Annotated in this window: 17 protein-coding genes and 1 other annotated feature; of the genes, 3 read left to right on the top strand and 14 right to left on the bottom strand. The window is 35.1% G+C overall.

From position 1 onward, the window contains the following. Positions 1–83: 83 nt before the first annotated feature. Positions 84–1,724, bottom strand: a complete 1,641-nt coding sequence (locus K6959_RS04105) for a peptide ABC transporter substrate-binding protein (RefSeq protein ID WP_223087714.1) — start codon at positions 1,722–1,724, stop codon at positions 84–86. 538 nt (positions 1,725–2,262) lie between these two features. Continuing rightward, positions 2,263–2,507: a binding site (T-box leader), on the top strand. A gap of 43 nt (positions 2,508–2,550) precedes the next feature. Here K6959_RS04105 and trpS point away from each other — a divergent pair. Then, positions 2,551–3,540, top strand: a complete 990-nt coding sequence (gene trpS, locus K6959_RS04100) for a tryptophan--tRNA ligase (RefSeq protein ID WP_223087712.1) — start codon at positions 2,551–2,553, stop codon at positions 3,538–3,540. A gap of 338 nt (positions 3,541–3,878) precedes the next feature. Here the strand turns inward: trpS and K6959_RS04095 are convergent, their stop codons facing one another. From K6959_RS04095 to K6959_RS04050, 10 genes are all read right to left on the bottom strand, one after another. Next, complete coding sequence (locus tag K6959_RS04095) at positions 3,879–4,634, bottom strand: YjbA family protein (RefSeq protein WP_223087711.1); 756 nt, start codon at positions 4,632–4,634, stop codon at positions 3,879–3,881. 97 nt (positions 4,635–4,731) lie between these two features. Further along, complete coding sequence (locus K6959_RS04090; RefSeq protein WP_163240605.1) at positions 4,732–4,935, bottom strand: YuzI family membrane protein; 204 nt, start codon at positions 4,933–4,935, stop codon at positions 4,732–4,734. A 321-nt stretch (positions 4,936–5,256) separates the two neighbouring features. After that, complete coding sequence (gene opp4C, locus K6959_RS04085; RefSeq protein ID WP_163240607.1) at positions 5,257–6,171, bottom strand: oligopeptide ABC transporter permease; 915 nt, start codon at positions 6,169–6,171, stop codon at positions 5,257–5,259. Between the two features lie 12 nt (positions 6,172–6,183). Next, on the bottom strand, positions 6,184–7,134 hold the full coding sequence (locus K6959_RS04080; protein WP_163240609.1) for an ABC transporter permease: 951 nt from the start codon (positions 7,132–7,134) through the stop codon (positions 6,184–6,186). A 169-nt stretch (positions 7,135–7,303) separates the two neighbouring features. Continuing rightward, a complete protein-coding gene (locus K6959_RS04075) occupies positions 7,304–8,965 on the bottom strand; it encodes a peptide-binding protein (protein ID WP_223087709.1) in 1,662 nt (553 codons plus the stop codon). A 103-nt stretch (positions 8,966–9,068) separates the two neighbouring features. Further along, the gene (locus tag K6959_RS04070) at positions 9,069–10,088 is read right to left on the bottom strand and encodes an ABC transporter ATP-binding protein (RefSeq protein ID WP_163240613.1); all 1,020 of its coding nucleotides are present in this window, start codon (positions 10,086–10,088) and stop codon (positions 9,069–9,071) included. Further along, a complete protein-coding gene (locus tag K6959_RS04065; RefSeq protein ID WP_223087707.1) occupies positions 10,088–11,068 on the bottom strand; it encodes an ABC transporter ATP-binding protein in 981 nt (326 codons plus the stop codon). Before K6959_RS04065 ends, K6959_RS04070 begins: the two co-directional genes overlap by 1 nt. Positions 11,069–11,664: 596 nt before the next feature. Next, entirely contained in the window at positions 11,665–12,456 is a 792-nt protein-coding gene (locus tag K6959_RS04060) for a DUF2268 domain-containing putative Zn-dependent protease (protein WP_163240616.1), read from the bottom strand. Positions 12,457–12,565: 109 nt separating this feature from the next. Beyond that, entirely contained in the window at positions 12,566–13,807 is a 1,242-nt protein-coding gene (gene fabF, locus K6959_RS04055; RefSeq protein WP_223087706.1) for a beta-ketoacyl-ACP synthase II, read from the bottom strand. A 46-nt stretch (positions 13,808–13,853) separates the two neighbouring features. Then, the gene (locus K6959_RS04050; RefSeq protein WP_163240620.1) at positions 13,854–14,786 is read right to left on the bottom strand and encodes a beta-ketoacyl-ACP synthase III; all 933 of its coding nucleotides are present in this window, start codon (positions 14,784–14,786) and stop codon (positions 13,854–13,856) included. A gap of 296 nt (positions 14,787–15,082) precedes the next feature. On the opposite strand from K6959_RS04050, the gene K6959_RS04045 reads away from it, so the two are divergent. Continuing rightward, positions 15,083–15,337 carry a hypothetical protein gene (locus K6959_RS04045; RefSeq protein WP_163240622.1) on the top strand — a complete coding sequence of 85 codons (255 nt, stop codon included), beginning with the start codon at positions 15,083–15,085 and terminating at the stop codon, positions 15,335–15,337. A 27-nt stretch (positions 15,338–15,364) separates the two neighbouring features. On the opposite strand, the gene K6959_RS04040 is transcribed toward K6959_RS04045, so the two are convergent. The 3 genes from K6959_RS04040 to K6959_RS04030 form a co-directional block, all read right to left on the bottom strand. Further along, a complete protein-coding gene (locus tag K6959_RS04040) occupies positions 15,365–16,321 on the bottom strand; it encodes a BMP family ABC transporter substrate-binding protein (protein WP_445082431.1) in 957 nt (318 codons plus the stop codon). Positions 16,322–16,464: 143 nt separating this feature from the next. Beyond that, entirely contained in the window at positions 16,465–17,304 is an 840-nt protein-coding gene (locus K6959_RS04035) for a hypothetical protein (RefSeq protein WP_163240626.1), read from the bottom strand. 73 nt (positions 17,305–17,377) lie between these two features. Beyond that, positions 17,378–18,106 carry a lipase family protein gene (locus K6959_RS04030; RefSeq protein ID WP_163240628.1) on the bottom strand — a complete coding sequence of 243 codons (729 nt, stop codon included), beginning with the start codon at positions 18,104–18,106 and terminating at the stop codon, positions 17,378–17,380. A gap of 182 nt (positions 18,107–18,288) precedes the next feature. Here K6959_RS04030 and K6959_RS04025 point away from each other — a divergent pair, with 182 nt between their 5' ends. After that, positions 18,289–18,480: a DUF2929 family protein gene (locus tag K6959_RS04025; protein WP_163240630.1), complete on the top strand. Its 192-nt coding sequence runs from the start codon at positions 18,289–18,291 to the stop codon at positions 18,478–18,480. Positions 18,481–18,640: the final 160 nt, after the last annotated feature.

The raw sequence follows: 18,640 nt of genomic DNA, 5'->3' as shown, positions 1-18,640 counted from the left end.
CACCTCCAATATTTGCTAATCGTGTTAGCAAGAAATGAAGGTATATGGAATCAAAACCCCATATACCTTCAAACTAAATAACTTTATTCAAAGTATGCCCATTTAAATTGAGCATCTCCAAGACCAGATACGACAACACCTTTTAAGCTATCGTTTTGTACCCAGCTAGTAGTATTGAAGTAAATAGGTGCTACAGGTAATTCATCAATAATAATTTCTTCGGCTTTTTTCAATAATTCTGCACGCTTTTTAGGATCTTTTTCTTTCGCTGATTCGTCTAATAAGTTTTTAAACTCCTCATTTTCCCAACCAGTTTGATTGTTTCCGCCTGCTGCGTCACGGAACATTTCAAGGAAGTTAATTGGGTCATTAAAATCAGCTGCCCAGCCTAAGCGACCAATTTGATAATCACCAGATTGAATTTTATCTAAGTAAACTGCCCATTCTTGGTTGTCAAGAACAACTTCAATCCCTAACTCAGTTTTCCACATATCTTGAATTGCTTGAGCAATTTTTTGATGTGATTCTAATGTGTTATAGGATAAAGAGATTGGCGGTAATTCAGAGGCATCTTTAAGACCGAGCTCTTCTAACCCTTTTTGTAAATACTCTTTTGCTTTCTTAACATCGTTATCCTTGAAATAACCTTTTTCATTTTCAGAGAACATTGTTGGCGGTACAATTGCCATTGCTGGTATTTCTTCTGTTTGTGTAATGTTATTAATTATCGATTTACGATCAATTGCATAAGTTAATGCTTTCCGGATGTTAACGTTATTTAAAGGTTCAACCTTTGTATTAAATTTATACCAATAAATGCCCGCAAAAGGTTCAATTTTTAAACGCCCTTCATCTTTTAAAGCTTGCATTGCATCTGTAGGAAGCTGACCGTTTGGTTTACCAGCCCAATCTAATTCACCATTATCAAACATTGATAATTCAGTGTTCGCATCGTTAATCATGAACATTTCAATTTTTTCATGTTTTACTTTATCTGAATCCCAATAGTTTTCATTCTTTTTAAGAATCACTTTATCACTATGAGACCATTCTACTAATTTGAAAGGTCCGTTAGATGTAAAGTTTTCTCCAGCATCTGTATGCCAATCTGGATTATTTTCAGCAATTGCTTTATTTACCGGATAGTAAGTGTAAAAAGCTGTTAACTCTGTGAAAAAAGGAGTAGGGTTTTCTAACGTAACTTCTAATGTTTTATCATCTAATGCTTTTATCCCTACTTCATCAAGTGAACCACCCTTAAGATTAGCAGCTTCAGCACCTTTTATATAGTAAAGCTGGTATGCATATTCTGCACCATTGTTCGGGTCTAACACCCATTTCCATGCATATTCAAAGTCTTGAGCTGTAACAGGATCACCATTTGACCATTTAGTGTCCCGTAAAGTAAATGTATAAACTAATTGATCATCTGATACATCAATTTTTTTTGCCATCGCTTCTTCAGGTTTACCATCTTTATTAATCCGTGTTAAACCTTCAAAAGCTTGCAATAAAACTGCACCAGATGTAGAATCTTTCGCTAAGCCAGGATTTAATGTTGGCGGCTCAGTGTTAATATTAATTGCTAATTCTTGTTCCGCATTTGATTTTGCTTTATCCTTTTTATCTGCCTTATCGCCATCAGCATTTCCTCCGCCGCAAGCAGCTAAGAACACGCTAAAGACGAGCAACATACTAAAAAGGAGAGAAAACCTCTTTTTCACGCTGTTACCCCCCAAAATTTTTTCCCAAACGGTTCCTTATCCGTCCATTCAATTAAGTCAACTGTACACACTAAATGTATAAAATAATCAGTTAATTTTAAATGAATAAGCAAATTTAATTTTTATTCAGTATGGTCAAAATTTATATTCACTAGTTTATATTGTACAGCTACTTTGACAACAATAATGACAGAATTTTAATAGTCCGTTTGTAAAACTTATTATAAATATTTTAAAAATTTATTGCAAGCACGATTATTATTTAAATAAATATATTTTTTATAAGAATTTTTCTGAAATTATAAACAAAAACAACTTATTTAGAAGGGGCTTTTAATTCTTTTTCTTAGTTTAACTGCTTATAATAATATAACAATTTTTTACTAAAAATAAAAGGTTTTGTTTTTCTAGTATTGTAATTTAATTTAATTAAATCCATTTATTTAGTTTTTATTACAAATGTAAACATTTGATTTTTAAAACCCTTGCTTTTACATGTTTTTTATTATATTTTATTTATAAACTAAATGATCTTTTTCTAATGGCGTTAAAGAAAGAATAGTACATTCGTTTTGAGTTTTAGAGAGTCTTGCGGCTGGTGAAAGCAGATATTCAGGGCGAGTGGAATGGACTTTCTAGCCCTAGAAGGGAAATGGTTATGATGAATCAAATTATCTTCTAGCGTTATCCTTACGTTACAGAGGCTCTAACTTTAATATATAGTTAGTAATAAGTGACTCTTGTGAGTAATTAGGGTGGCACCGCGAACCATTCGTCCCTATTTTTTGTGGATGAGTGGTTTTTCATTTTTAAGGAGGAAATGACTATGAAAACGATATTCTCTGGAATCCAGCCAAGTGGAACGATAACACTCGGCAACTATATCGGAGCAATGAAACAGTTTACTGAATTACAGCATGAATATAATTGTTATTTTTGTATTGTTGATCAGCATGCAATCACTGTTCCGCAAGATCGTCTCGTATTGCGGAAAAATACGCGTGGATTAGCAGCCCTCTATTTAGCTGTAGGGATCGATCCAAATGCAGCGACGCTTTTTATTCAATCGGAAGTACCTGCACATGCTCAAGCTGCTTGGATGATGCAATGTATTTCTTATATTGGCGAACTTGAACGAATGACACAATTTAAAGACAAATCGGCAGGAAAGGACACGATCTCTGCTGGATTGCTCACATATCCGCCGTTAATGGCCGCTGATATATTACTGTACAATACAGACCTTGTTCCTGTAGGTGAAGATCAAAAACAACATCTTGAATTAACGAGAGATTTAGCAGAGCGCTTTAACAAAAAATATAATGATATTTTTACAATTCCAGAAATTCGCCTTCCAAAAGTGGGCGCTCGGATTATGTCACTGCAAACACCTACGAAAAAAAAGAGTAAATCTGATCCGAATCCTAAAGGGGTGATCACACTTCTTGATGATCCAAAACAAATTGAAAAGAAAATAAAAAGTGCAATAACCGATTCAGAAGGTATTGTAAAGTATGATGTTAATCATAAGCCAGGAATTTCAAACTTGCTATCAATTTATTCTATTCTTAGCAACACACCAATTGAAGATTTAGAAAAACAATATGAGGGAAAAGGATATGGACAATTTAAAACAGATTTAGCGGATGTTGTTGTTCAAGCATTAGCTCCTATCCAAACAAAATATTATGATTTAATGGAATCAAGTAAATTAGATGATATTTTAGATGAAGGAGCGGAAAAAGCAGCAAAAGTTGCGAATAAAATGCTTAAAAAAATGGAAAACGCTATGGGATTAGGACGAAAACGCCGTTAACAACTATATAATAAGACTAACAAAAATAGGGATTGAATCCTGTTTATGCAGGGCTCAACCCTTTTCGTTTTTGCCTACCTTCGTTTGTTCTTGCCAATCTAAATGCCAAGCACGAAGAAGAAGCGATAAAACTTGTCGTTCATGAGTTTGTTTATCAACAGGATAAGGAGCGCAGCAATATCTAAGCAAATACCCTCAGGCTATTTGAAAACGCTTGTCAGTCAAGGCACGAAGCACGAGGCGGAAGCGAATAGAACAGGAGTTCATGAGCTTACAACGAAGTGCAAGTAACGATGATTGCGAGCGTTTGTCAACAGGCTGAGGAGCTGACTAATATGTCAGCTCCCCTCATTTACCTTCGAACCATTTTCAATTTCCCAAAGCTTCTCAAAAAACGGTTGTCCTTTAATGATATTTTCACAAAAATGAATATGCCTGCTTGTCCAACCCTCTCTTGTTTCCGCTAGCAGCTGTTCCCAAGCTTCTTCAAAAGACAACTGTTGAATATCAGCATATCGTACTGGACACCATTCTGTATACCAGTACCTTACTTCTGCGACATTTTTAGATGAATAAAGCTGATCTAATGCCATAAATAGCAATTGTTTTAACTGTCGCTCTTTTCTTGTTAATCCGTTCATTAATTCAGGTTCAGGCGATAAAATATGATGACTCTTCTTTTCATTTTTAAACTTGTTGCCGTAGTCGATGGTTTCTTGATTTTCTAACATTTCATATACAAGTTGTTCCTGTCTTGGAATGAGTCTGCTTTTTCGAATCGGGATGTTGTACCCGATTGTATCGACTGCCAGTATACCTGCTCCGTCCGACACAACAACACAATACTCTAGCTGAATTCGTTCATGGTTTTTTCGTAAAAAAGCCTTTTTATAAATGTCATTTAGTAACTGCTGTGGCAGTTCGGAAAGGTTGTTTTCAATATAATTGAATAAACTTGAATGAATTTTTAATAACGGAACTTGGTCTAGTAATTCAACACCGTCATCCTTTCTCCATTCATGAAAGTGGCATATGTTATAGCCATTTTCTTCTCCTTCAAACCAATTTACCCATACGTCATGTAAGTACAGCATTTCAACCCCTCACTTCACAACTGTCTGTTAACAAACAGTATAGGCAGTTGCAAGCAAATTTATTCCATTAGGAGTACAAATTTGGCAGTATATACATTTATTTTTTGTTATTTACAAAAATACTTGCCCAGATGATCAATAATCCTACAGGTAAGGCGATACATTCTGGTCGAGATCCAATAAATAATATATATTCAGTCAAACTATATCCTATCGGGATTAAATTTAAATGTATAATTACATGAATTCCGCCGATAACTGCTAATCCATATCCAATTAAGAAAAAAAATAACCGAAACATTTCCATTCATCCTAACATATATAAAATGAATTTTTTGATAAATGTTTTCACTAGTTGTTAGTTGAACGAATGATACCTTGTCCATATTTTATGCGCACTTTCACAATAACATGTCTGTTTTCTTCAAAAATAAAGCAAAAAAAGCCAAGGATTCCTTCCTCGGCCTTCAGACTGTCGACAGACAAATTCATGAATGACTATTTCTATTCGCTTCCGTCTTATGCGGTTGCACTTGGACTGACAAACGTTGCAAACAGTTTAAGTGCGTTTGATTTATCTCCAAACTCAAAAAGCCAAGAATTTACTTGGCTTTTTTCACATTTAATCAAGTGCTTTAGGGTCTAATGCATCCCGTAATCCATCACCAACAAAGTTAAACGATAAAACTGTTAATAAAATAAGCAATCCCGGGAAAAATGGGTACCACGGTGCTGTTGACATGACTGTATAGTTTTGTGCATCTTGCAACATGTTCCCCCAGCTTGGAGTTGGTGGCTGGATACCTAGTCCTAAGTAACTTAAACCAGCCTCAGATAAAATGACTGAACCGACAAGAAGTGTAGCCGAAACGATAATTGGTCCCAGCGCATTCGGTAAAATATGACTAAAGATAATTTTATATGATCTTGTACCAATTGTTTTAGATGCTAACACAAATTCTCTCGACCTCAGTGACAAAAATTCTCCCCTGACAAGCCTTGCAGTACCTGTCCAACTTATAAGAGCAAACACAATAATTAAATTAGTAACACTCGGTTTAAAGACAGTTACAATCGTAATTAATAAGAATATACTCGGAATTGAAATAATAATATCAACGAAACGCATTAAAATTGAATCGATGATCCCACCATAATATCCAGCTAATGCGCCCACCGTTATTCCGATAACGATCGCCCCTATGACCGAGCCAAAACCTACTAAAAGTGATATTCTTCCTCCATAAAGAAGACGGGTTAAAATATCACGGCCGAAACGGTCAGTTCCTAAAAAATATTCCTCACTTGGCGGTTTCAGCTTGTCTGCTAAATTTTGCTCTTCGAATGAATAAGGAGCAATAACAGGAGCTAATAAGGCAGATAATACAACAAGAATGAGGAATAAAGCCCCAATGACAGCTAATTTATTTTTAAAAAACTTACGCAAAAAGATTTTTGTTAGCGTATCTGGTTTTTCTTTTAAATTGGGGTTAATTTGTATATCCTCTTGAGTGATTTCTGGATTTGTTTGTGTCATTGCTAACCCCCCTTAATACTCGATACGCGGATCAAAAATTGCATATAATATATCCGCTAGTAAATTTCCGATTACGACTAATGCACCAGTAATAACTGTTAGAGCCATAATGACCGGATAGTCCCGCTGAAACGCTGAATCTATAAATAGACTGCCGATCCCAGGCCATGAAAATACTTTTTCGGTAATCGCCGCTCCACCGATAAATGACGGCAGCATTAATCCGAAAATCGTAATAATCGGAATTAATCCGTTTCGTAAGCCGTGTTTCATTACAACCGTTCTTTCTTTAAAGCCTTTAGATTTTGCCGTTCTAATATAATCTTGCTTTAGTACGTCGATCATGCTTGATCTAGTGTAACGTGTTAAGGCCGCCATATCTGCTGTTGCAAGAACAAAAGCCGGTAAGATTAAATGGTGAATCCTGTCCCAAATACTAAAGGGCGCATTTAGAGTTGCCACTCCACCTGCGGGAAACCAGCCTAACTTAACTGATAAAAACATAATCAACATTAATCCAAACCAAAAGTTTGGTATCGCTACACCTAAAAAAGAGCCTACTGTTGTTGTATAATCTAACGGTGAATAAGGCCGCATGGCAGAAATAATTCCAAAAGGGATTGCGATAATAATCGCTAGAAAAGTAGAAGTAATCATTAATAATAGTGTATTCGGTAAACGATTCATAATCATTTCACTAACAGGGACACCTTGTCTTAATAGTGATGTACCAAAGTCACCTTTCGCCATACTGCCTAACCATTTAAAATATTGAATATGAATTGGATCATTTAATCCATATTTTTCTTCAAACTTTATTTTGTCTTCTGGCTTCATCGTTGGATCCATTAACATTGATGCCGGGCCGCCGGGAGCTGCCTTCATAATCGCAAATGATATTATGGTAATTCCTATTAATAAGGGAATAGCCATCAATGTGCGTCTAATAATGTATGAGACCATCGCCTATTCTCCTTCTAAGCAATTTTTTGATATTTATTTTGAATACTAAGTTATATGTTATAGCGATAACTAGTAGAGTTTTCTATTCTAATGACTTATAAATAGCCTCAGAAAAATAGGGGAAAGGCCAAACCAGTCCCCTATTTCACTTATTAAAAATCATCCGATATTATTTTTTCTCTTGCTCTAACCACCATTTATGCGCATTATATAATTGTTTTTTCGCATGGAACTCGTAGCCATGTAAGTTTGCCGGCATCGCACGATATTCCATCGGATAGTATAGGAAACTGTATGGCTGGTCTTCAGCAAGTTTTTGTTGAATTTCTCCAAGCATTTTTTTTCGTTTTTCTTTATCTAACTCTTTCAATTGTTCTTCCATTAATTTATCCAAATCAGGATTTGAATACGCAATAAAGTTGTTTCCTGCCTCAATCCATTTTGTATGGAAAATACCGCTCGGATCAGGATCTAATCCTAAGCTCCAGCCTAAGACAATTGCATCAAAGTTCCAGTTAGGCGGATTAATATCATTAATTAGTGCACTAAATTCCATTACTTGAGGCTTTGCTTCGATCCCAACTTCTTTTAACTGTTTTTGTAAAATAACGACAATATCTTCACGAACTGAGTTTCCTTTATTCGTTTTAATTTCAAATGAGAATTTCTTGCCATCTTTTTCAAGAATACCGTCTGCACCTGGTTTCCAACCTGCTTCTTCTAACATTTTCTTAGCTTTTTTTGGATCAAAATCGAATTTCGGTACATCCGGATTATATGCCCAGCTTAAAGGCGTTTCGGGTACGTGTGCAACTTCCCCGCGGCCTTCCATTACTACATCGACGATTTCTTGACGATTAATTGCATGTGTAATTGCTTGACGAACTTTTTTGTCTTTAAACAATTCATTTCGTATGTTTGGTGCAAAGTATGTGTATGAAAACGCTAAACCTTCTTCAAGCTTTAAACTTGACGCATCTGCAAAAATTTCTACAGCTGGTACATCCGCTGGAGTAACTGCTGGCCAATAGTCAACTTCTCGGTTTTGTAATTGAGCAAGCATTGCGTTCGCATCCGGAACAATTTTATACGTAAGTGTATCTAAATATGGACGTCCGTCCCAATAATCTTCAAACGCTTCTACTTTTACGTATTCACCGTCTTTCCATTCAACAAACTTAAATGGACCAGATCCGATTGGGTTTTTCGTATTAAATTCGTGAGTTTCTAAATCAGCGATTGGCACATCACCTAAAATATGCTCTGGTAAAATACCGTAGCTTGCAAATGTAATAAATGAAAATTGGGCATCAGGTTGATTTAATGTAAATTTAATCGTATAGTCATCAACTTTTTCAACCTTTTCTAATGATTCAAAATAATTTCCGCGTTGGCCATTGTACTCATCACTTAAAGGAATGCTATAAGTAAAGACAACATCATCAGCTGTTAATGGCTCACCGTCGTGGAATTTCGCCTTATCAGTAATTTTTACTGTGTAAGTAAGTCCATCTTCAGATTCTTCAATGCTTTCAGCTAAGCCGCCTTCTGTTGTAGGCTCATACTTTAAATTAGACTGAATTAAAGTATCAAAAATAAGATCTTCAATATCACTGCTTGATGCATCAGTAGAATATAACGGATTAAACTTTGTCGGTGCTCCTGTTGACCCAACAATTAAGTCGCCACCGTATTGCGGCTCGCCGCTTTTTTCTTCCTTCTTGTCTCCTGTCTGCTTATCTTCTTTGCTTGCTTTGTCACCTGAACATGCAGCTAAAAACATTGATAGGACAAGCATTAAGCTTAATAATAACCATGCTGGTTTTTTCATTAATTTTCCCCCCTATAATAGTTTTCGTGTTTTATATTTTCTAATAAATAGAGAACGACTTTTTCGCATACCGCCCCCTTTCAAGGTTATTGTCAATTTATAGTTAATATAAATGACAAGCAACGTAGTGTTCTTTTTTAATTTCTTTAAACTCTGGACTCCGCTCTCGGCATTGTTCTGTTGCTGCTGGGCAGCGGGTATGGAAAACACAGCCCTTTGGCGGATTAGCAGGGCTTGGCAATTCTCCCTTTAACATAATTCTTTCGCGTTTCTCTGCCCCTTTCCGCTTCGGAACAGGAACAGCAGACATAAGCGCTTGTGTATATGGATGAAGCGGCTCATCATACAAATCTTTTTTACTAGCAAGCTCCATCATTTTTCCTAAATACATGACGCCTACCCGATCGCTAATATGTCTCACAACGCTTAAATCGTGGGAAATAAAAATATATGTTAAGCCAAATTCATCTTGCAAATCTTTCATTAAGTTAATAATTTGAGCTTGGATCGATACGTCAAGTGCTGAGACTGGCTCATCAGCAATAATTAAGTCGGGACTTAACGTTAATGCCCGCGCAATTCCAATCCGCTGGCGCTGCCCACCTGAAAACTCATGAGGATAACGGTTTATAAACAATGGGTTAAAACCGACCCTTTCGAGAAGCTCATGGAGCTTCTCTTCCCGTTCTTTTCGATCGTAAAGGTTATGTGTGATCATTGGCTCGCTTAAAATTGATTTTAATGTTTTGCGCGGATTAAGTGATGCATACGGATCTTGAAAAACCATTTGAATATCTTTTCGGACTGAGCGGCGCAGCTCGCTTTCAGACATTTTTTCAATGTTTTTTCCTTTAAATATGATTTCACCGTTCGTTGGTTCATAAAGGCGGATCAGCGTGCGCCCTGTCGTTGACTTTCCGCACCCTGATTCTCCAACTAATCCGAGCGTTTCACCTTTCTTTACTTTAAAGCTTAGTCCATCAACTGCTTTAATATGTCCAACCGTTCGTTGTAATAAACCTGCTTTTATCGGAAAATATTTTTGTAAATTTTTTACCTCTAATATGTAATCGTCATTTTTTTGTTTTAATTGTTCTGAAGTTCTCACTGTTGTTGCCTTCATCAATTTGCCTCCTCATTTTCATGTAAAAAGCAGCGAACTGTCCTGTTTCCGTTTACAGTCTTTAGCTGCGGCATTTCCATAGAACATCGTTCAAATGCATGAGGACAGCGTGGAGCAAAACGACACCCTTTAGGAAAATGTTCAGGCGGCGGTACATTTCCGTCAATTGATTGCAATCTTTCTGAATCTCCCTCAATTGATGGGATTGATCCCATTAATCCAATCGTGTATGGATGCTTCGGATCTTCAAATAAATCATCTACTTTCGCTTCTTCGACAACTTGACCGCAATACATCACAACTACCCGTTCCGCAACTTCGGACACTACTACTAGATCGTGAGTAATAATCAGTATCGATGTATTATACTTTTTACTCACTTCTTTCATTAAGTCTAGAATTTGTGCTTGAATTGTTACATCAAGGGCTGTAGTTGGCTCATCCGCGATTAGGAGTTTCGGATTACAACTCATTGCCATAGCAATCATCACTCTCTGTCTCATCCCTCCAGAAAGACGGTGCGGATACTCATTCATAATTTCCGCTGCCCGCGAGAATCCAACCATTTCTAACATTTCGATCGCTCTTTTCGATGCAGCACTTTTCGTCATTTTTTGTTGATATATTAATACTTCCGTAATTTGTTCACCAATTGTCAAAACAGGGTTTAATGAAGTCATTGGTTCTTGGAAAATCATCGATATATCATTTCCACGAATTTTACACATCTCATCTTCAGATAGCTTAACAAGATCTTGACCAGCAAAATTAATTTCACCAGCAACAATTTTGCCAGGGGGACTAGGAATCAATCGCATAATTGATAGAGATGTAATACTTTTCCCAGAACCGGACTCGCCGACTAATGCAACTGTTTCGCCTTTGTTAATTGTTAAATCAACCCCATCAACTGCAGGAATATCTAATTTTTTTTTCTTAAAATATGTTTTTAAATTCTTTACTTCTAGCAATGCTGTCATTCATATGACCTCCGAAAATCTCTAATAAAATAACTTAATCTATTGAAAAAACAAATAACTTAAAATAAATAAAAAACTAACAATTAATTTTCAATATAGAATTATCTTATAATTCATTTGTTTGTATAGTATTACAAAAGTCTTACATGTTCAAGTAATTTTGATAAAAATTATCTTAATTTCCTATTTTTTTTGCGCTTTACCCTAGAAAAGGCTTAAAGTAAAAGAATAGATTCATATTCTTTTAAAAATAAAATTTATTTGTTAATATAACTATTTATTGAGAAAACTGAAAATAATTCTTATATTAAAGTAGTGAATTTTTCAAAAAATACGAAGTTTTTGTTTAACATTAAAATGTTAATTAAATCGCTCTGATCGTAGGTTTACTTTATAGATACGTAGTCGGATGTGCAAACATGCTGTTAATTTCATGGAGATCATCATTTTGATGTCAGAGGTCATACTTATATTCACAATATAATGGTATATCTTAAATAGCAACCTAAAATTTTAAATGAATGTGTATATTTTATTTTACAGAATAGTCGAACTATTTCAAGTAAAAAACAGATCATGATAAAATCATCCGTTTTTTAATGAAAAGATATAGCTCCTGCTATTATTTTATGACTATCAATTTTAATTAAGTCATCAATTGTTATATCTTTATTTCTTTTAAGAAAATCTTGAACGATATGGTAACCAACATTATAACCGAGCATTTTCGGCAAAAAACCTTTACCGTACAATAATTGATTCGCCTTCCGTTCAAAATGTTTAACATGAAGATATGGTTTTATAAAACGTTTGTAAAAAAATATTGCTTCATTTTGATCATAATAACGGGTCCATTCCGAAACATATTCTTCTCCAAGCATTACGTTTACTGCACTTTCAGCTAATCCTTCCATTACAATTGTATCGAGTAAAGTAGTGTCTTTTTCCGTTTGTTTTAAATGGAGCAAACGGCATGAATGATTGTATTCGTGTATAATCAATGCCTGAATTTCTCGCTTTTTGGGGGCAAGCGGAAGAAATATAAATAGCTTTTCTTTAAATGCTAACCCAGATTTCCCTCTTAAACTTGTTTTAATGTTTTGATTTGTTTCATCTACTGGAAAAATATAAATTGGAATATCATTGCCTTTCCATCTCGTTCGTAATGTTTGAAACACGTTATTAATTTCTTTCCATTGAATAGACTTCATCCATTTAATTAGCCAGCTTTTCGTTATCTTTTGTTTTTTGTACATTCCATGTTTTACAAGATGGTGATAAATTTTGATGCCATTACTATGTGGAAAGTGCTTCATTAATTTATTACACATTTTTTCTGGTGAAAGTCCTTCTTCGATAAGCCAGCGATCTGTTCTCACGACTCCCATAAAAGCTCCCCTCTTTTCAACGCATGTTCTCATAGTTTATGAAATACGTGCCGAAAAAGTGAGAAAAAAATAAGCCGAACAAGCTCATAGTTCGGCCACAGAAAAAGAATTATTTTATATATTTTTTTAAAGTAATTGTTGCATTATGCCCACCAAAACCTAGTGAATTGCTAATTGCTGCATTTATTTCTTTCTTACGTGCTTTGTTTGGTACGTAATCAAGATCACATTCTGGATCAGGTGTCTCATAATTAATTGTTGGAGGTAAGATGCTATCCCTAATCGCAAAAATTGTAAATATCGCTTCTACTCCCCCGCCTGCACCGAGTAAATGACCAGTCATTGATTTTGTTGAACTTACAGCAAGTTTGTAAGCGTGCTCACCAAACACTTCTTTAATCGCTGCTGTTTCATATTTATCATTGTACTCAGTACTTGTTCCGTGAGCATTAATATAATCAATCTCTTCTGGTTTCAAACCGCCATCTTCAATCGCAAGCTTCATTGCCCTCATACCGCCTTCTCCATTTGGAGCTGGTGCTGTAATATGATATGCATCACCAGTCGAACCATAACCAACGATTTCAGCATATATGTTCGCTCCTCTTGACAGAGCATGTTCAAGCTCTTCTAACACAAGAATTCCGGCTCCTTCACCCATGACAAACCCATTTCTATTTTTATCAAAAGGACGGCTCGCTGTTTTAGGATCGGGATTTGTTGATAACGCAGTATTAGCACAAAAACCCGCTACCGCCATTTTTGTAATCGGAGCTTCGCTTCCCCCTGTTATCATGACATCCGCATCACCGCGTTGGATCACTTTAAAAGCATCACCAATTGAATTTGTCCCTGTTGCACACGCAGTGACTGTACATGAGTTAACTCCTTTTGCACCAAGGAAAATTGACACTTGCCCAGTTGCCATATCTGGAATCATCATCGTGACAAAAAATGGGCTGACTCTTCGGTAACCACGCTTTTGAAATGTTTCAAATTGTTTTTCAAATGTTTCCATGCCTCCAATTCCTGAGCCAATCCATACACCGATACGATGTGCATTCGTTTCATTAATCGTTAAGTTTGCATCTTGTACTGCCATAAGTGCAGCAGTTACAGCATATTGCGTAAATCGATCCATTTTTCTAGCATCTTTTCGTTCAATAAACATCTCAGGGTTAAAATCCTTTAATTCAGCAGCAACTTTTGCTGGAAAATCGTCTGCATTAATTCTTGTAAGCGGACCGATTCCTGAAATCCCTGAAATAATATTTTTCCAAGATGTTTCAGCATCATTTCCAAGGGGAGTTAATGCCCCAACTCCCGTCACGACTACCCTTCGCTTGTTCACGATTCATTCATCTCCTTATCTTTCTCTCGTCATTTGTAATGTTTTGTTAACGCCCCCATCGAATTGCAATCGCTCCCCAAGTTAAACCGCCACCAAAACCTACCATAACAATTAAATCGTCATCTTTTATTTTACCAGTTTCTAATTCTTCTACAATTGCAATTGGGATAGAAGCAGAAGAATTATTTCCATATTTATGAATTGTTTTCGCCATTTTTTCTTCAGGTAATTCAAGTCGCTGTCTAGCAGATTCCATAATCCGAATATTTGCTTGGTGAGGAACTAAAAAGTCTACATCCGTTTTTGTAAGACCTGCTTTTTCAAGGACATTTATACAGCTTTCCCCCATTTGGCGTACAGCAAACTTAAAAACTTCACGCCCATTCATTTTAACATACTCATCTTGGTACAAGTATTTACCGCCTGAACCATCTGAGCCTAATTCAAATGAAAGAATCCCTCTTCCTTCAGAAACTGGACCCATTACTACAGCACCTGATCCATCACTAAATAAAACAGCAGTATTTCTATCTTCCCAATTTGTAATTTTTGATAACTTTTCTGCGCCGATAACTAACACGTACTTGTAAGAGTTCGATTCAATAAACTGTTTTGCTGTAATCATCCCATACATAAATCCGGAACATGCCGCACTTATATCCATTGCTGCTGCCTTTTTCGCTCCTAATTTTTCTTGCAACATACAGGAGACTGTTGGAAATGGCTGATCAGGCGTTACAGTCGCTACTAAAATTAAGTCAATTTCCTCTGCGGAAATATTTGCATCTTCTAAAGCTTTCACTGCTGCCTCAAAAGCCATCTGGGACGTATCAATGTGATCCTCTGCAATTCTTCTTTCTTCGATTCCTGTTCTTGTTTTAATCCATTCATCTGACGTATCCATTATTTTTTCTAAATCTTTATTTGTCACAATTTTTTTAGGTAAATACCGACCAATTCCGATAATTCCAGCATTCATGTTAACATCCCCTTTATCCATTTTATTTTAAATGACATTACCCATATATTTATATCACCTAAACATATAATCAATTACTATGACTTGGTACTAATTTTAGCAGTATCTTTCATTTCTTTCAATATAAAATTTGTGTAATAAAATCCCTATTCATTTTTAAGATGAAATCATTTCCCGAATTGTAGAGAAAAGATGTCAACATCTTAATCGCCTTTTGTTTTTTAAAAAAATGTCTATACGTTTTTACTTCTATTTCATATTTTAATATTAAAGATCGTGAGAAAGAGGTGACATAGATGGATACAGTTAACGACGAAAAGCATGAAGACCATTTTACCCGGCTCATGTTTTCTGGAAAAGGCACTCATTTTAAGGAGAAAATAATTGATGATCACGAAAAACAAAAACCTTCTTTTGGAGATTTCATGGCCCATGTGAACTATGATGAATTAATGAAAAATGTTGAAATATTAATGGATTCAGTCGAAAGCTTCAAACCTCTTTTTAAAAAAATAACGCCTATTGTTGAAAAGTTTTTAAAACAAAAATAAGACAGCTGTCGCTTTTTTGACAGCTGTCTATTTATATTCATTTGGTAGCTTGCCTGTTTTTTTATAATTGTCTATATATTCGTTCAATCTTTTTTGAAATTTTTCATCTATTAATGGGCTATATTCTCCCATCGAAATAACTCCGTCTTGAAAATCAAAAGTTAAAGTTCCACTAGATAATTTACCATGATTAAACTTTTCTGCTACAAGCTCATAAAGAAGATCAACATGCTGAACTGTACTAATAAGCACTGTAGACTCTCCTAAATCAGATTGATCTGACACATACCCAATGGCGTATAAACCTTTCTCCTTTAGCGTCTCGATAATTGGAACATTGAATCCGTCTCCTGCTGGATATACAACATCAACATCTGCATCAAGAAGGTGCTTAAGTAGTTGTAAAGCCTTTTCATCATCATCCCAACCGTTAACATATTCAATTTTAACATTCACATCTTGATTTTCAAAGGACGCCCCCTTTAAAAAGCCGGCAATTTCCGGCTGCCATTTATAGGCGGCAATCATCCCGATCTTATTCGTTTTTGTTGTATGGGCTGCTACCATTCCGCCGAAAAAGCCCATTGAATATGCTTCAAAATTTAAACTTGTCGTATTTGGGAGATCAGCATCTCCATTAAAACTAACAAAATGTATATGGGGGTAATCGTTCGCTAGTTCGTTAAAATATGTTGCAAATTCATTTCCGTGGCCAAAAATTAAATTTACACCTTTTTGATTAAATTCTTTTATGGCACGTTCTACACTTGCTAAAGAATGTATTCCTTCTTTATAATATACATCAACATGAAACTTCGATTGAATTTTCAGCATTCCTTTGTAGCCCATTGTTCCCCACACTTGATCATTTATCGTTTCAGGAACTAACAGACCAACCTTTTTTAATTTTCCGTTTGAACTAGATTGTCCGCAGCTAGCTAATAAAACAAGGCAGACAACAATTCCCCCAAAACGCAACAACACTTTAAACATAAACATCTCCTTTTTTACCTTTTCCTAGGTAAAAGTCTTTGTCATCTCCATGTCGATCGTTTTAGGCGATATACTAGAATCTCTTTTATTCTACTCTTAGATTTGTTGATTGAAAAGAAGTATTTTCACTTTTCTCAAATCATACTGTTCATCATTCGTTCAAGCAGTTCTCTTTGTTTTCTTATTCCGATCGTAATTGGAGTCATTTGCTTTACAATTTTAACGATATTTTCTTCTAAAATAAGCTGTTGCTTATTTTCCTTATTTTTTATTTTTAAGAAACAATCATGCTCTGCAAATATTTCTTCGATGCATTTATACCAGCTATCTTCTAACTCGCTTTTTAATATAAGCGAGCATGATTTACGTTTCTCGTTTTCTTTGATAATCGCTGTTACAACATCTTCTACGTATAAGGCATCAAAAATATATTCTCGTTCTGATAAATGCCAGCCTTGTTTTTCCTTAGCAATCACCGACCTTTTTAGACCTTGGTGAAAAAGGAATACTTCTGGCTGCCACGGCCCATATATGGTTGGCAAGTAGAATATTTGTCTTATACTTTGCAAATGAAGAGACTCTATTTCATTTAAAAATTGATTCATTTCCTCGTCTTTTAAATATTGTATCGGTAATAGGAAAGAATATGTTACTTTATCTATTTGAGAATATTCTATCCATTTATTAATCGCATTAAATAGTGTTCTCTTTTGAAAACGATTTATATACGCATCATAAAAAGATATATATATAATACTTTCACTAAAAAGAGTCGACGATTGCATTAAATCATTTAGTGCGACTTCTTGGAAATTAGCATTTCTTCCGATTTCAAGCCTTTTTTCTTCTAAAAATTGATTACTATTGATTGTCTCATCATGAACACCAATAACCTCTATCCCTTCATGCAGCAGTTTATGACAAATTCCAAAGCCAAGAAACTCGTAAGTTCCAATGATAATCGCCTTGTCCATTATAACGCCCCCTGAATGTTCGTAATGTATCGTATGCACATTCAAAGCCAATTATAATAGCTCAAAAAATAAACTATAAAACCTGTTCATAACTTTTGAAAAAATCAATTATTTTTTTTCCAATGATTTCGTTTTTCTCTGGTAAAATGAGACAAATAGATATAGATGAATGATCGTTTTTTAATATTTTCTGATAAAGCTCTGATTGTCTATATGCCCTGTTTCCAGAAAGTATTTGAATCATTTTTACTGGAATTTTAGTTTTTAGTGTTGTTTCATGTGTCTTTTCAAACAGTTCTTTTTCAATATCCTTCCGATCTTTTTTATATGAAAAAGAGATTTCCTCTAATAATTTTTTATAAAAAAATTTATGATCTTTCTCTTGTTTCAAGTGGTTTTGTAAAGATAAGATCGGGTTTATAAGCACAACTGAGCGAATGTTAGATTCCATCGTTTTCATAAGCTCAAGAGCGACTAGTGCTCCCATTCCTTCAGCAAATAAATGAATTTTCTCATTTAAAATTTCAGTGCGCATCACATATTGATAAAGTCTTTTTCCGAGATCGACTGCTTTTTGATTACCCCAATTTTTACCATATAAATTCGAATAAAATATAGTATAGCCTGCTTTTTTTAATTTATTAATAATTGCCATTTTCCCTTCGTTTTGCATCCAAAAGCTTGTATGTTCATCAACAAAATGCCGTTCATCACCAATGATTAGGATACCGAAACCAGTCGGCTTCTCAGGGTAGTGGATCATGCTCCACTCAGTATCTAATTGGAAGTTTCGGTGCTCCATATTAGCAACTCCTTTTTGATGTATTCTTAATAATGTATGATATTTCACATAAAATGAATGGAGTATTGCCTAACATATGCCTTATTATCATATAGTTTTCAACAATTTATAAAAATTCATTTATTATTTTGTTTCCGTATGATAAGATAGTAAAAGATTTTAAATAGCAAGAGGTGAGAATAGTGCATTTCTTTTGGACCTTTTTCTGGACATTTCTTCTTTCTCATTTGTTAACATATGTTGTTTCTTCAATGTCAAACGTTGCCTATGATTTTAAATCAGGTTCAATTTTAGGAATAGCATTAAGTTTTATTCTTTTCTTCATTCCACTTGTACTACCGAATGGGCCTTCTGAAAAGGAAGGGCTTCATTAATTGGAAAAATGATTGTGGAAATGACTTCAATCAGTGGGGGTTTTTTTTTAGCTCCTACTGATTGTTAGTGTTCCAGCTGGCTTATAAGACTGTTAATCCCCCACCGAATGTTGTAGTGGGGGCTTTTACTATATATGACCAATTTCATTATCTAAACAGG

It is taken from the genome of Bacillus aquiflavi, assembly GCF_019915265.1.
In the GTDB taxonomy this organism is placed as follows: domain Bacteria; phylum Bacillota; class Bacilli; order Bacillales; family Cytobacillaceae; genus Bacillus_BT; species Bacillus_BT aquiflavi.
This window is presented reverse-complemented; position numbering and strand designations above follow the sequence as displayed.